The 15,241-nt window shown below is 50.5% G+C and carries 14 protein-coding genes and 1 tRNA gene; 9 read left to right on the forward strand and 6 right to left on the reverse strand.

The window, feature by feature from the left end; genetic code table 11:
• Window positions 1–21: 21 nt before the first annotated feature.
• Genes QW520_00695 through QW520_00705 form a run of 3 tightly spaced genes read left to right on the forward strand, consistent with a single transcriptional unit; the run spans window position 22 to window position 2,854 of the window.
• The gene (locus QW520_00695; protein MEM0448329.1) at window positions 22–807 is read left to right on the forward strand and encodes an isopentenyl phosphate kinase; all 786 of its coding nucleotides are present in this window, start codon (window positions 22–24) and stop codon (window positions 805–807) included.
• A complete protein-coding gene (fni, locus tag QW520_00700; GenBank protein ID MEM0448330.1) occupies window positions 804–1,859 on the forward strand; it encodes a type 2 isopentenyl-diphosphate Delta-isomerase in 1,056 nt (351 codons plus the stop codon). The genes QW520_00695 and fni overlap by 4 nt, the downstream gene beginning before the upstream one ends.
• Window positions 1,860–1,861: 2 nt before the next feature.
• Window positions 1,862–2,854, forward strand: coding sequence for a polyprenyl synthetase family protein (locus tag QW520_00705; GenBank protein ID MEM0448331.1), 993 nt, complete (start codon window positions 1,862–1,864; stop codon window positions 2,852–2,854).
• Between the two features lie 52 nt (window positions 2,855–2,906).
• On the opposite strand, the gene radB is transcribed toward QW520_00705, so the two are convergent.
• From radB to QW520_00725, 4 genes are read right to left on the reverse strand one after another with little or no spacing between them, the layout of a single operon-like run.
• Complete coding sequence (gene radB, locus QW520_00710; protein ID MEM0448332.1) at window positions 2,907–3,575, reverse strand: DNA repair and recombination protein RadB; 669 nt, start codon at window positions 3,573–3,575, stop codon at window positions 2,907–2,909.
• 49 nt (window positions 3,576–3,624) lie between these two features.
• Window positions 3,625–3,891 carry a hypothetical protein gene (locus QW520_00715; protein ID MEM0448333.1) on the reverse strand — a complete coding sequence of 89 codons (267 nt, stop codon included), beginning with the start codon at window positions 3,889–3,891 and terminating at the stop codon, window positions 3,625–3,627.
• Between the two features lie 4 nt (window positions 3,892–3,895).
• Window positions 3,896–4,600, reverse strand: coding sequence for a TIGR00266 family protein (locus tag QW520_00720; GenBank protein ID MEM0448334.1), 705 nt, complete (start codon window positions 4,598–4,600; stop codon window positions 3,896–3,898).
• 34 nt (window positions 4,601–4,634) lie between these two features.
• Window positions 4,635–5,918, reverse strand: a complete 1,284-nt coding sequence (locus QW520_00725; protein MEM0448335.1) for an MFS transporter — start codon at window positions 5,916–5,918, stop codon at window positions 4,635–4,637.
• A gap of 93 nt (window positions 5,919–6,011) precedes the next feature.
• Here QW520_00725 and QW520_00730 point away from each other — a divergent pair, with 93 nt between their 5' ends.
• The 4 genes from QW520_00730 to QW520_00745 are packed head-to-tail and all read left to right on the forward strand — an operon-like array spanning window position 6,012 to window position 9,985.
• A complete protein-coding gene (locus QW520_00730) occupies window positions 6,012–7,802 on the forward strand; it encodes an ATP-dependent DNA helicase (protein MEM0448336.1) in 1,791 nt (596 codons plus the stop codon).
• Window positions 7,803–7,844: 42 nt separating this feature from the next.
• Window positions 7,845–8,459, forward strand: a complete 615-nt coding sequence (locus QW520_00735) for a KEOPS complex kinase/ATPase Bud32 (protein MEM0448337.1) — start codon at window positions 7,845–7,847, stop codon at window positions 8,457–8,459.
• Window positions 8,456–9,010, forward strand: a complete 555-nt coding sequence (locus QW520_00740) for an XTP/dITP diphosphatase (protein ID MEM0448338.1) — start codon at window positions 8,456–8,458, stop codon at window positions 9,008–9,010. Before QW520_00735 ends, QW520_00740 begins: the two co-directional genes overlap by 4 nt.
• Window positions 9,011–9,022: 12 nt before the next feature.
• Window positions 9,023–9,985 (forward strand): NAD-dependent epimerase/dehydratase family protein, encoded by a 963-nt coding sequence (locus QW520_00745; protein MEM0448339.1) that lies wholly within the window; start codon window positions 9,023–9,025, stop codon window positions 9,983–9,985.
• On the opposite strand, the gene QW520_00750 is transcribed toward QW520_00745, so the two are convergent.
• A complete protein-coding gene (locus QW520_00750) occupies window positions 9,982–11,133 on the reverse strand; it encodes a transglutaminase domain-containing protein (GenBank protein ID MEM0448340.1) in 1,152 nt (383 codons plus the stop codon). The two genes, QW520_00745 and QW520_00750, sit on opposite strands and share 4 nt — an antisense overlap.
• Before the next feature lie 128 nt (window positions 11,134–11,261).
• Between QW520_00750 and QW520_00755 the strand changes: the two genes are divergently transcribed.
• Window positions 11,262–11,339: transfer RNA gene (locus QW520_00755), tRNA-Pro, on the forward strand.
• Between the two features lie 89 nt (window positions 11,340–11,428).
• Here QW520_00755 and QW520_00760 read toward each other — a convergent pair.
• Window positions 11,429–12,205, reverse strand: coding sequence for a helix-turn-helix domain-containing protein (locus QW520_00760; GenBank protein ID MEM0448341.1), 777 nt, complete (start codon window positions 12,203–12,205; stop codon window positions 11,429–11,431).
• Window positions 12,206–12,278: 73 nt separating this feature from the next.
• Between QW520_00760 and QW520_00765 the strand changes: the two genes are divergently transcribed.
• Window positions 12,279–15,224, forward strand: a complete 2,946-nt coding sequence (locus QW520_00765) for an MMPL family transporter (protein ID MEM0448342.1) — start codon at window positions 12,279–12,281, stop codon at window positions 15,222–15,224.
• The last annotated feature ends 17 nt before the right edge of the window (window positions 15,225–15,241 follow it).

The raw sequence follows: 15,241 nt of genomic DNA on the forward strand, positions 1-15,241 counted from the left end.
TCTGGCATTAATCTGTAAAGCGTGTGCGCAGTTCTGGTTAAGCTTGGTGGCAGCGTGATTACTGATAAAGCTACCTACCGTCGCTTCGACCAACGGAGTATGGAAAGGCTAGCGAAGGAGATAGCCTGCGCCTCGCATGAGGTGTTTTTAGTCCATGGAGCTGGTTCATATGGTCATTTATTAGCAGCGGAACACCGATTGCATGAAGGATATCAAGAAAGGACGCAACTGGAAGGTCTATCGAGAGTGCATATGGATGTGCGCGAGTTAAATCTCATGGTAATGCGCTGCTTGAATAATGCTGGAGTAAGTGCTGTTTCCTTACCACCCGGGGCCATGGGCCTGATGAAAAATGGCGAACTAGTGAGGATGGACATAGAGATGTTTCGGCTTTACCATGATCTTGGCCTTTTACCAGTTACCTTTGGCGACGTCATGCTCGATATGGAGCGCGGCTTCGGTATATGCTCTGGCGATCAACTGATGTTCATTCTAGCCAAGGAGTTCAGGCCAAAACGCGTCATATTTTGCGCCGATGTCGACGGAGTTTTTACCTCTGACCCCGCATTGGACCGCGATGCTAAGCTGCTGGAAACTATCGACCGTTCTACGCTGGAAAAGATCCCCCGCACCTCTCGAGTGACCGATGTCACGGGATCGATTTATGCCAAGTTAGAGTTTATGCTGCGTCTGGCTGATCTAGGCTTGGAGACGTTAGTTATAAATGGGCGAGTTCCAGGCAGGCTAGAGGCAGCTATTAAAGGGGAGAAGGTTAAAGGGTCAGTGGTGCTTGGAGGCTCGAGATGAAGCAGATAGAGAAGCGCAAGGCGGACCATATCGACATAACGTTGCAAGAGGATGTTTCCTCTGGATTTAACTATTGGGATGATGTCAAACTAGTCCATTGCTCCTTGCCTGAAGTGGACCTTGATGAAATAGATACATCAACTAAGCTGTTCGGTAAGCATATCAGCATGCCTTTGATAATCACGGCGATTACTGGTGGCCATCCCCGAGCAAGGAAGATCAATGAGAATTTGGCCGCCGCCTGCACTGAGCTGCAAATAGGCATGGGAGTCGGCAGTCAAAGGGCAGGATTGGAGCATGGAGATGATGGCAGCTATAAAGTTCTCAAGGATTATGATCTGCCTCTGCGCATCGGCAACGTTGGGGCTCCTCAGCTCATCCCCCAAAAAGGTCGTTCTCCCTTCGATATTGATTCCCTGTTCCAGGCTATGGAGATGGTAGACGCGCATTTAATGGCCATTCATCTAAATTTCCTCCAGGAGGTGGCCCAACCTGAGGGAGATACGCGAGCAAGAGGGTGTCTGGAAGCCATAAGGGCAGCTTGCCGCGAGCTGCCCATTATCGTTAAAGAGACAGGTGCTGGTATCTCCCGAGAAATGGCAAAAAAATTGCAAGGGGTTGGAGTACGAGGTTTGGACGTAGCAGGAACGGGAGGGACCTCCTTCTCTGCTGTGGAGAAGCATCGAGCCCTCAAGGCTGGGAATTTGAGCCGTGCCATGCTGGGCGATACTTTCCATGATTGGGGGATACCTGCGCCTGTGGCAGTAATCTGGGCGGGAGTGGGAGTTCCGGTGATCGCCTCGGGTGGCGTGATGGATGGACTCCAGGTGGCCAAAGGGTTAGCCCTCGGAGCTAGTGCTGCAGGAATAGCCAGAGGCATATTATCGGAAGCTCTGGAGTCCAAGGAAAAGGTGATTGCGAGACTCCGCCTCATACAAGATGAGCTGAGGGCAGCTATGTTCCTCACTGGGAGCAAGGATGTAAAAGAGCTGGGCAGGCAGAGGTTCATCCTTACAGGTGAGACTAAAGCGTGGCTTGAACAGGTGATGTGAGAATGGATGTTTCAAGGGAATTGATGAGAAGGGCAAAGATGGTGGATGAATCTCTCCTAAGGTATTTGGAGGTGGGGAAGTACGAGAAGTTGCGAAAGGCGATACGGCACTATCCCGAAGCAGGTGGTAAGCGCCTAAGACCCTCCATGGCTTTTGCGGTGGCAGAGGCTGTGGGAGGGAGAGGGAAGGACGCACTGCCATTCGGCTGCGCCTTAGAGCTGATACATAACTTCACCTTGGTGCATGACGACGTGATGGATGAGGATCCTGTTAGAAGAGGGAGACCGGCGGTGCATGCCCTCTTCGGACAGCCTACCGCGATCATCGCGGGAGATGCTCTATTTGCCCTCGCCTTCAAAGTTTTAGCCACCACTCCCGTGGATGGTGAGCGCTTGCGACGGCTGCTTTCGCTGACCTCTGAGACCGTCTATTTAGTCGCCGAGGGGCAGCAAATGGATATCGATTTCGAGCAAAGGCAGGATGTCACCAAAGAGGAATACTTGGAAATGGTGGAGAAGAAGACGGCAGTGCTCTTCGCCTGCGCTGCAGAGGGGGGTGCGATAATCGGCGGGGGAACTGAGGATCAACTTCAGGACATGTATGAGTATGCTAGATTGGCTGGCATAGGCTTTCAGATCTGGGATGACGTGTTGGGCCTGATAGCTGATGAGAAGACGCTGGGAAAACCCGTAGGAAGCGACATACGCAACGGAAAGAGGACCCTTATCGCAGTGCATGCCTTCGAGACCTTGAGCAAGGAAGAGGCGAAGAAGTACGCACCCATTCTCAAGGCATTCGGTAATGAAAGCGCGACCGATGAAGAGGTCAAAGATGTGATCGCTCTATTCGAGGAACTGGGCAGTATTAAGTACGGGAAAGAGGTGGCGCTAGATTATGCAAAAAAGGCTAAGGAGAAGCTCTGCTGCTTGAAACCGGGGCCTGAAAAGGAGTTTCTGCGGGAATTGGTGGACTTCTCTGTTGGAAGGCAGAGCTAAAACCTCAAGGAAAAGACTTTATCGCCTTCACCTAACAATGCTATTCTTTCAGCTAGCACTCGATACCATTTTGCACTAGGCGGAATTCAGCGCTCCTTCCCTCCTCGATATGCCGGTGCTTCATCAACGTGGCACGTCTCCTTCCCAAGGACACCTTCTCCAATCTGAGAAGCGTCTTGGCATTGTGCATGAGAGAATGTCCACCCAAGGGCTCGAAGGTGCCATGCTCCACATCGGTATAAACCTGAGACGTGAGTATGATGGGAATGCTCCTCTTTCGCGCCACTCCTAAAAGCTTCAGGCTCTGCGAAGTCAGTGACTTCCTCTCTACCCTATCCTCCTCACGACTGGTTAGGCGATAGTGCATGGAAATAGAGTCTACCACGATCAAACCTACATCGGGATTGACCTCCGCCAGCTTGACGGCTCGATCCACCATCTTCTCTTGGTCTTCGAAGGAATGAACCTCAGAAATCAAAGTCGCCTTCAGAATTTCATCGAAGTCATGACCACAAATCTGGCGATAGCGCTCCAGGCTAATCCCTTCCGTATCCAGGTAAAGCACTTTCCTACCTTGCAAGGCGATGTTTCGGGATAGCACCAAACAAAGATTGGTCTTTCCCGTCCCAGCCTCTCCATAGATTAGGGTCACGCTACCTAATTCGATCCCGCCCTCTAAGAGCTCGTCCAAAGTTCGGCAGCCAAAGGGAACTTTATCCACGGAATAGGTAGCGCCTACATTAATGATAATCGTTGCCCATGCTGGTCGATTACTTCTTTTCCTCTTCTTTAATCGGCCTTATCTCATCGATATTGTAAGACCTAGGCTCTGGCTCCCTCCCTCCCTTGAGAAGATAGAAAGGAACTGCGGCTATCAATCCTATGAGACCTAACACTACCACCACGACAAGAGCTAATAGCACTAGCAGGATCGCGAGGGTGAGGAACAACTCAAGGTTCATGAATATGGCTATGACCAGGAGTATGGCCATGACCACCACCCCTATCAAGATGGCCCCCTCAAGCAATTTAGACACTCAATCACCCTATCCTTATGCCTCTCGAGTTATCAGGCTTGGGCAAATATGGTATGAGGGAATTGGCCAGCTTCTGCAGGGTCATGGACTGAATGATAACTTTTCCTGGGCCTCTAAGGGTGGTGAGGAACAGCCCCTCTCCTCCGAAAAGTGCAGTCTTTATTCCTCCAACAGGAGCGATGTCATATTGCACACTCGCCTCCCAGCCGACCACATGTGCGGTGGAGACGCGCATTAGCTCTCCTGGGGCAAGCTGTTTCTCTATAAGGTCCCCGCATGCGCTGATGAATATAGTACCTTCCCCCCATGCTTTTTGAATTATCAAACCCTCACCGCCGAACAGCGCCGCTCCCAGACGCCTCTGGAAGGCGATGTCTAAATTCACTGCCCCCTCTGCCACCAGGAAAGAAGATTTCTGCAAAAAGAAAACTCTCCCTCCTCTGAGATCCAAAGCCATTATCTTTCCTGGAGCATCACCCGCAAAGCCAACAATTCCTGGTCCTCCTTGAGCCTGGAACTCGGTGACGAAGAAGGACTCCCCCATCAAAGCCCTGCCTAGCCCCTTCATAATGCCCCCGCGGGCACGAGCCTGCATCTGGATATTTCCAGTCATATATGCCATGCTACCTGCTTCTGCATAGACCATCTCGCCAGGCCCGATTTCGATATTGGCGAACTGTAAGTTGTCTCCCGTAATGGTGTATCTCATGAATCTCAGCACCCCATATTCAAGCATACCTAAATCATTTTGTGCCTAATTCAGCCACCATTTTTACTTCTAAGCTCCTTTGTTTGCTGAGCTCACCGAAGCGCAGAAGCAGGAGCGATGAAAGAACTTGTAGCCCCGCCATGATAACAAAACCCGCCTCAAAAGAGCCACTGGCGGCCACCACCGTACCTAGCAGAATTGGACCAATGGCCCCCATGCCCACGGCGATGCCGTTCATGATCCCTGTGGCGCTTCCTATTATTTCAGGAGGGGCCACGTTCTGCAACAGGGTGAAGGCGTTGGGTGGCAGCAGGGCGATGCAGAAGAAGAGACATGCTAGCACTGCCATGGTCGCGATTGGTGAGTTCACACCTACCATTAAAAGGAGAGTGATAGCTCCAGCCGCCTGAAATAAGACCGTTATGACCAGCACCTTCCCCGTCCGGTCACTTAGATAAGAGCCTATCAATAGGCCAGCAATGCCTCCAAAATAAGGCAGGGAAGCAACCCACATTATCTCCGAGGGGGCCATGCCTTGGGCTTTGAGATAACTCGGCAGCCATAAGGAAATGCCCCACCAAACCATGTTACCAGCGGCATCTGCCCCCGATAGCGAGAATAATCCTCTGATGCGCGATGCCTCACGCAAATCGTTAATCACTTTCAATCGCAAGGGGGTGTGAGCAGCGCACGACGTAGATTCATTTTGGGAGTGGTTGGGAGAATCCTTCAAGTAAAGATTTATCGGTATTAATGTCAAAGCACACATTCCTGCCACCACCAAGAAGGCGTAGCGCCAATCGGTCATGACTATCACAGGAATGAGGATTATCGGCACGAGAAGGTTAGACCAAAGCATAGCGCTGAGATGCAGGGAATTGACTTTGGATCTCTTTCCCTGAGGGAACCACGCTTGAGTGGCCTTACTTGCGGACGGATATACTATCCCTTGGGCCACGCCCAGGAGCACACGGGCAAGGAGAAGAAAAGAAAACATCAATCCCACTAGCCCCATGAAGAAAGTCAGTAATGAGAAGGTGGCTATGGCTACGAGAAGGCTACGCCTGGCCCCGAATCGATCTACCAATGGACTCAGGAAAATATTGGATAGTCCATATCCAACTAGAAATATTCCTAACAGCAACCCGCCATATAGACCTTCTTGGACCCTGTCCCATCCGAAATCCTCACTCATGTAAGGAAGTGCCACACTGATGTTCACTCTCGCGATGTAAGCTGCCATCGTGGCCAGGAACACTAGTGATGCCATGCTCCATGCCTTCTTCGACGCTTCGATGGATGCAGAGGAGTGTCCCATTGTGCGGGTAAGCAGGGTTTGAGGATAAGTTCCTTCGCAGGAAGCTTGCAGGTAAAAGGAAGGTATTCCATTGCAGGTTGAGCTCGGTCTAGCATGGAAGCTAGCGAGCGGGTAAACCTCATTCTTCCGTCAAATGCAGACCTCTTTCCTTTCGAGCTGCCAAGGGCGAGCCAGAACCAATTCCTGGAAGATGCGCGCAACTGCCTCGCTTCAGGGACTCACCTCTTTGCCAACGCACCCACAGGACTGGGAAAGACTGCAGTCTCTCTCGCCGCTGCCCTGGAGAGGTCGTATGAAGAGCAGGGCTGCGTTCTTTTCCTTACTGCCAAGCAATCGCAGCACCATGCCGCAATTGAGGCCTTGCGCCTCATAAACAAGAAGCGTCGAATCTTGGTCGTGGATCTCGTTGCACGAGAGGATATGTGCCTTGCCAAGAAAAGGAATGGGATGCTCTGTCTCCAAGGACAGAAATGCTACTTCCATAACAATCTTGAAGAAGAAGCAGTGCAGCGCATCCTGGCCTTTCCTCTACACACGCAAGAAGTGATACGGTTATGTCTTCGCATGGGCACTTGTCCATATTTGGCTAGCCTAAAAGCTTTGCAGAGCGCTGATTGCGTGGTGGCAGATTACAATCAGGCTTTTATGCTGCAAGGGAATGGTGCCTTATGGAGAACTGGCAGGACTCTTTCGAAATCCATATTGATCGTGGATGAGGCCCATAACCTTCCTGACAGAATCTCAGAGTCTCATTCTTTCTCTTTGGGGGAGAACGATTTGAACTTAGCCTTGCAGGATGCCGACATGCGGCGATTCCATGATGACATTCTGGCACTCCAGGATGTAGTCAGGCACTTGGCAAGGAGAGTAGTGGGCGAAGAGATCAAAAGCTGGGAGCTTGACGAGGCTCTCGAAGAGAGGTGCGGAACGGACACTCACGGTCTCGCCTCAGAGATCGAAGAAGAGCTAGGGGAAGAAGCTGTGAGCCATACGAAATTAATGGGATTCCTGAGCTGTTGGTCCGCTTTTGGAGATGGAAGCTATAGATTCTTCAAGAACCAGCAAGCCCTCAAACATCTGCTGCTAGATGTTTCTCTCATATCTGCACCTATTCTAGAGCAGGTGCATACTGCAATTTTCATGAGTGGGACTTTGCATCCTCCTGAAATGTTTGCAGATATCCTCGGGATAGGAGAAAGATGCGCTTGTCGTACATATCGATCCCCTTTTCCCTCGAAGAATAGAAAGTTGATTGCCTTACCCGGCATCTCTTCACGCTTTCGCCACAGGGGAGAGGAGACCTATAAAAATGTGGCTAGATGCATCGTTCAAGTAGCCCAAAACACGCCCGGTAACATGGCCGTTTTCTTCCCTTCCTATGATTTCATGTCCTCGACCCTATTTCATCTTCGCTCTTCATCAATGTCCAAGGTCATTATAACCGATTCTAGAAACCTAGGAAAGAATGAACGCGATGCCATGTTGAAAGAGATGAGACGAGAAGGAGAAAGAGCCCTCTTCGCATCCCTGGGAGGTTCTTTCGCCGAAGGGGTAGACTTCCATAGTAATTTGCTATCGGCAGTTGTGATAGTGGGACTACCTTTGGCACCTCCCTCAAGAGAGCTGGACGCGAAGATACGTTGGCTCAGCAAACGCTTCTCACCGCACAAAGCCTTACTGTATGCCCAGATCTACCCTGCCATAGCGAAGATGCTTCAGGCAGCGGGAAGGGCCATCAGGTCGGAGAAGGATCGGGCAGCAATAATACTTCTGGATGATCGCTATCTGCTGAACCCTGTACATGATGCCTTGCCAGAAGACTTCCAACCTTCCTGTTGTTCCGATTTAGAAACAGAGCTTAGATCGTTCTTCTATCCTCCCTGAGCGTGTGAAAAGATTATTTACGCATAGCGGTTTCCCGAGAATGTGGATGTAATAAGGCGGGGCGCGGAGGCGGAGATTAGGCGAGGCATATGGAAAGGCCGCAGGGTGATAATTAAGAGCCGTGTCATCAAGAATTATCGCCATCCTATGCTCGATGAAAGGCTACGCGGCTTGCGCACGCGCAACGAAGCCAGATTGATCGTGGAAGCGAGGAGGCACGGCGTCCCCACCCCGATAATATATGATATCGATCTAGCCAAGGCAGAGTTGGTTATGGAGGAGATCGAAGGGCTGAGGATCAAGGATGTGCTGATGGACGCGCCTGTGACCGAGGCTGAGAAAATCTGCGAAGAAGTAGGTAGACTGGTGGCCCTTCTGCACAAAGCGAGAATAGTGCATGGGGATCTCACTACTTCAAACATGATACTGCGACAGGGCAGGATATATTTCATCGATTTCTCTCTAGGAGGACGAAACGCTGAACTAGAAGATCTGGGAGTTGATCTTCACCTGCTGAAAGAGGCTTTCCAATCAGCGCATTCGGAGCGCTTCTATCTCTTCGATTCCATCCTGAGGTCTTATTCTCTCCACAATCCTGAGGCTAAGCATGTAATGGCCAAAGTGAAGGATATCGAGTCCAGAGGAAGATACACATGAGGCGCCTTCACTTGATAACTGGCAACCAGGGTAAACTACGCGAGTTCAAGTCAGCCTTGCAACCTTTGGGGTATGAAGTTGTACATCTCCCCCAAGAGGTCTTTGAGATACAAGCAGATACTTTGGAGGAGGTTGTACGAGAGTGTTTGCGGCAATTGCGGGAGCGAGGCATCAACGACTTTGTGCTGGATGACTCTGGGCTATTCATCGATGCCTTGAACGGCTTCCCTGGAGTCTATTCCTCTTACGTTCTCCGCACCTTAGGATGCCAAGGTGTTCTCAAGCTCATGCAGGATGAGCAAGACAGGAGAGCTAGATTCGAGTGCTGCATAGGATGTTCGATGAGAGGTCGAGAAGATCTGATTGTTAAAGGAGTATGTCGTGGCCGCATCATAGAAACAATGAGGGGCTCAGGTGGCTTCGGCTTCGATCCCATCTTCGCAGCCGAGGGTCAGGAGCGAACCTTTGCTGAGATGCCTCTAGAAGAAAAGAACGAAGTGTCGCACCGGGGAAAAGCCATTAAGTCCTTAGCCGAGCATTTGAAGTCATAGGAGGTAGTCCGCATGAAGCTCAGAGGAAGGAAGATTTTGGTAACTGGATGCGCTGGTTTCATCGGCTCTCACCTGACCGAGGAGCTTTTGCGCTTAGGGAACGAGGTCGTGGGTGTGGACAATTTCTCAGCTGGCAAGCGAGCTTTCATGGCAAATGCGCTCCAAAATGATTCCTTCCGATTCGTGGAGGGGGACCTTCTCACCATGGACCTAAAGCCTTTGCTCATCGGAGTAGAGGCAGTATGCCACTTTGCCGCCAATCCAGATGTGAGAATCGGAGCCTCCGATACGCACATTCACTTTGAGCAAAACATCGAGGTCACTTATCGCCTTCTAGAGGAATGTGCCCGAGGCGATGTGCAGGACATCGTATTCCCTTCCACCTCCACCGTTTACGGCGAGACCAAAGTCATCCCTACGCCTGAGGACTATGGGCCGTTGGTGCCCATCTCTATATACGGAGCCAGCAAACTAGCGTGCGAAGCTCTCATCTCTTCCTATTGCCACACCTTCGATATGAGCGCGGTAATATATCGCTTCGCGAATGTCGTGGGGCCGAGATCTACGCATAACGTGCTGCATGATTTCATACGCAAGCTGCGGGAGCAACCCCATTTCCTGGATATTTTAGGCGCCGAGCCAGGTACAAACAAGTCTTACATCCATATCTCAGATTGCATAAGTGGTATAGTGGTTGGCGCAGAGATGGCCAGGGAGCAGGTAGAGATATTCAACATAGGCTCGCGAGACCGAATAAACGTGAAAGGTATCGCGGATATAGTGGTGGAGGAAATGGGCCTCAAGGATGTAGATTATCATTGGAGCGGGGGAGTTAAAGGAGGTCGCGGGTGGATAGGAGACGTGAAGGAGATGCTACTCTCAGTAGAGAAGTTATCCTCCTTGGGATGGTCTCCCAGGATGAACTCCGAGCAAGCTATCCGCCGGGCTGTGAAGGAGATCCTAGGAAAGGATTAGAGAATCCCGAATAATCCAACACTGGCTCCTGTGGCGTCCACGGTAATGAGATAGTCTGAGGACTGGAAGGTCCAGGTGCCCCCGCTCTCTGAGATGGCGTACCTGGATTCGGCGGGTAGACCGCCTGCATAAGCATAACCAACGGTATCGATGACCATCCAATATCCAAATTCGTCTATCAGGTAATTTATGCGCAGCGCATCCTTGGGAAGATAGTAAAAGGACTCGATGGCATCTTCTATCCGCTCCACTTCTGAAGCGTTCCTTCCAACGAATACAGTGGGGAAGGCGTGCGCCTTTATTATATTCACACGAGCGTTTCCTCCTAAATTAAGGATGATGGAGGCCAGTAATATGGCATGGTCTTCGCAGTCACCAGCTTTGCGAGCTAAAGTCTCTTTTGCGCTTTGCCAATAATCTCCCGTCTCCTCTTCATAGGCAATGTTGCGCCTCACCCACTCATATGCTTGACAGACCTGGAGGATGTTGTACTCACCGGGATATTGAGAACGGATGGAGCGAGCCACCGCATCTACGTCAGATGCGCTGATGCGCGCGTTCACTTCGTTATAATATCGAGTTGGGTTCCTTGAGGTCTGCCACTCTAAGGGGGGTCCGGCCGCCTTTATCTCAATGTCATGCGTTCCTCCTTTCAACCTTCCATAATCATACCAAGCGTCGCCCGTCAATTGCTTTACCGCGACACTCAGCCAAATCTCATACCTATGAATCCCTGGGCTCACTGGCACTCCGAATGCTACCAAACCCACTTCCGTCTTGGCATCAGGGGGGCAGAGGACGGCCGCTTCCCTTTCATATATGGTAGATGTCCCAGTCCAGGTGAAAGCCACCCCATATACCCAAATGCTTCTGGGCCCATCGTTATTCACACTCAGCCATAATATTCCTCCGAACCCAGAATACACATCAGCTATGGACCATTCTATCCCCCAATCCGTTTCCTGACGCACAATAGTGTGGGGTGATGGGGGTCGTCCCTCCGAACGCTCGATTTCCGAATACAATGGGGCCCTCAGGTCAGATTCCCTGAAGCCTTTAAAAGTTCCAAATCCGATGAATAATATGCCAGCCAAAATCAATGCTGCGGCCAGTATTATAACGAGCACGATCGTCAGGAGCTTCCTCACGCATCAGGGCAGGACCAAGCATCTTGAAAAGCTTTGCTAACTCTTCTTCGAGCAACGATAATATAGGAGTTGGATAATCTTCCGAGAGCCACGGCGTCCTTGGAGATGCTTGTAGGATGCTTAGGCATGGGTCTGTGGGGTAGCTTGGTCCATCCTTCGGGCTTTGGGAGCCTGAGACCCCGATTCAAATTCGGGCAGACCCACCACTCATTCCTTATTGCTCGCCATTTTAGGTTTGTCCCTGCAAGGGATTAGCTTATTCAGCTTTTGCCAATAAAACTTTTAAGGGCCCCAGTCACATTGACTGTGCATCCTGTATCACACGCTCAGCAAACGCGAATATAAAACGACCTATTATCGTTCCTTCCACTCGCATGGCTTTCCTAACCTTATCTTCCCTGTAGACCAGGAGAGAATTGTTACCAGAGATCAAAACTAACTCACTTCTTATCTTTTGCTCTTTTTGGTCCATCTGCGGATCTGGGCTCAGAATCCAATCTAAAGACGTGGCCGTTGCCTGAGGGAGCTTCATCACATTCGCCCTCCCCAATTTTCCAAAAAAAACCTCGGGGTCGTTGAACACGAGCACGTCCACCCTTATTACTTTGGACCTGTCAGCTATGGCTTTTGCGTGCCTAAGCAATAAGCTTCTAGACATGGCTAAGAGGCTAAGCGTGGGAGTGGCTCTTTCTATGAATTCAGCGACCTCTTGATCGATCGTTCCCTCGCCTTGCAAAAGCCAGAGAGGCATTGATGCCTTTTCGTTCGTGGATCTTAATTCCTTTAGACCTGCTTCCGCCTCCTCCAATGTCCTCATGAGATCGAGCCTTATCTGAGATATCACTTTATCAGGGTCGATGGCCCTATAGCGCAGTGGTTTTGTAGCTCCCACTTCCACGAACCCCTTCGAGGCCAATCTTTCCATTATATCATATACCCGAGAGCGAGGTATGCCGCTCTTCTGGCTAATCTCAGAAATACCACCTTCGGTGACTGAGACGATGGCCACATAGGCCTTGGCCTCATACTCGCTGAAACCCAGTTTGATAAGGCTATCCAAGGGAGCGGTCATGTTCCTACTGCAGTAACAATAATATCTTAAATATGTCTGCGTGATTCCCCCCAAAAATTTAGGAGAGTTTGATATGGTCTTCGAGAAGCTCGCCCATTTCATCACTAAAAATTACAAAAAGGTTCTCATCGCATGGCTAGTAGTTCTCATAATCTCAGTCCCAGCCATCCTTCAGGTGAATGAGGTTATTTCATATGAGAGCACTGGTGTCACGACTGGTGAGTATGAATCTGTAAGGGCTGCGGAAATAATCTCTCACGAATTCCAAGAAACAGTAGCGAATGGGACCATCATAATCGTGCTTCAGGATGATGATGTTACAGATGTGGGATCGAGGGATTATGTTCTCCTTCTCCAAGAAAAAATCCTGAGCTCTCCAGACCTCAATGACTTCATGGGCATGACCACGCCATACACCATTAATGAGATGGTCATGACCCAGACCATAATGGCCTTGGGACCTACGATGCGGCCCACGGAGGATCAGGTAAATGCCACCGCATTTTTATTATGGGGAGTTCCAGGCCTGCATCTGTCGAACTGGGTTCTTTATCTGTCAGACTCGGAAGCATTCAATGTGACTAATATGCAGCTGATGCTCCTCCTGCAGCAGCAAGGTGCCGATATGGCACAAGTGCAGCTTACCATGGGATACTACCAGGCATTCGCTGCTGCGTGGAACGCCTCAGGAGCCAATCCTTATCTTCTAAGCAATCCGAGAGAGCGCACTGTTGTAAGTGTGCAAACGGCTGCGCCTCCATTCATAAGCGCACTTCCCTTGAGCACTATAGAAAAGGAAGCGATGATGGCTGTTTTAAACGGGTTTAATCTTACCAACTTTAACGACCCTTCTGCACTGCACTCCTTCAGCCTTGGCATCATTGCTCAAGCCTCAGGTATTTCCAATATCACCTTCCTTGAAGAGGTCTATGCTCTGGGACCCTATTATGATGCCGAGAGCGTGCGTCAATACGTTCGAGGTGTTATCTCTTCTGGTACGCTATCCAGTTATCCTGTTAGAGTTCCGACAGAATATCTAGCTAGCCTGATTTCTCCTAACAGCAGGACCATGCTGATTACCCTCTCTTTCTCCGTCGCGTCGGATTATGTCACAAAAGACGGCTTCCGACCAATGTTCGCCAATGTGGATGTGATTCGGGGTCTGATTAGAGAGGTGAATGTTGAGAGCAAGGAAAACATGGTCGCTTACGTTACTGGTGGGGCGGCGATCTCCGCGGATATGATGGCGAATTCTATTCGCGATGTGAGCATCATAGAGCCGATAACGATCGCTATCATCATAATCCTGATGGGAATACTATTCCGCTCAGTGGTGGCGCAGTTCCTGCCTCTCGGTGCCGTAGCTGTGGCCCTGGGCGTAAGCCAGGCATTAGTGTTCGTGGTAGGGTCAACCGTGGCATCGATTGATTCCACAGTCCTCACCATACTATTCTCGCTCCTGATGGGTGTAGGGACTGATTATTCCATCTTTATGGTCACAAGGTATAGAGAGGAGAGAATCAAAGGAGCGAGCAGGGAGAAGGCAGTCCACACCTCCATCACCTGGGCGGGGGAATCGGTAGCTACCTCCGGTGCCACAGTCATAATAGCTTTCTTCGCTATGGCGCTTGCTTCCTTCGAATATGTTCGGACCATGGGGCTTGTATTAGGCATGGCTGTCCTGGTGGCTCTTCTGGTTTCTTTGACCCTTGTCCCAGCTTTCTTGATGCTGGTGGGGAATCGCATCTTCTGGCCCAACACGGGCGAGAGGTGGAAGAGGTATGCAGATAGGATAATGCAAAGACGAAAAGCAGGTAATCACAACTACTTCCGCAAGGCCGCGACCTTTGCAGTCAACAATGCCAAAGTGGTCTTCGCCATCGCCATAATTCTATCCGTGCCAACCACATATTTATACTTGACCACAGAGCCTAGTTTCGATTTCATCGGAGCCATGGGGAAGGCGGAGAGCATCGATGGCATGAACGCTCTCTCAGAAGACTTTGGAAGCGGCAGAATCATGCCCACCCAAATCGTCATTGTGAGCGATAAGCCAGTCTATGATGGAGAAGAGTTCGACATAGCCTTCCTGGATGCGGTCGAGAATCTTACCACCATTATCTCTTCTGAGACCTCCATGGTGCAGCAGGTTACAGGCGTGACGCGTCCATTCGGCACGGTGGTGGATTACCGCAATATTTCAGCCATGCCAGAGGAGCAGAGGGAAATGATTTTGGCTAGTATGTTGAACAGCGTGGGAAGCAGCAATAAGACCATCCTGCTGACGGTGATCCTAAAACCTGAGCCTCAGAGCTCCGAGGCGGTGAATTTCATAAACTCGCTCAGACAAAGAATCGCTGAAGTGCAGAGCAGCGAGCCTGCTCTGGCCAATTCCATGATTCTGGTGGGTGGGAGCACAGCATCCTTATACGATCTCAGCACCAGTATAAACGAGCAATTCAGGACCATTGAGTTGGTCGTAGTCATCGGCATATTCATCGTGTTGATGATAGTCCTAGGATCGCTCCTTCTACCCCTTTTTGCCATCGTATCGATAGCCATGAGCATAGCTTGGTCCTTCGCCCTAACCTATCTGGTTTTCGGAACCTGGCTAGGGGAGCCGATCCTCTTCATCGTTCCCTTGGTTTTATTCGTCATGCTCATGGGCATAGGTATGGATTACAACGTCTTCATCCTGACACGCATACGTGAGGAGGTGCATAAGGGGAAGGGGCAGAACGAGGCCATTATCGAGGCTGTGGACTGGACTGGTGGGATCATAACTGCCTTGGCCCTGATAATGGCAGGGGCCTTCGGTTCGCTCATGCTCTCCACCAACACTATGCTGGTCATGTTCGGATTCGCGCTTACCGTGGCCATTCTAATCGACGCTATGGTGGTTAGGACCTATATCGTTCCAGCTGCAATGTCCCTCATGGGGAAATGGGCATGGTATGCGCCTGGACGATTGCAGCGCGAAGGGCGTGAGGAGAAGATGAAGAATAAACGAAATGGCTGATTAAACCCTTTCATCCC

Source organism: Methanomassiliicoccales archaeon, assembly GCA_038740345.1.
Lineage (GTDB): Archaea > Thermoplasmatota > Thermoplasmata > Methanomassiliicoccales > UBA472 > JAJRAN01.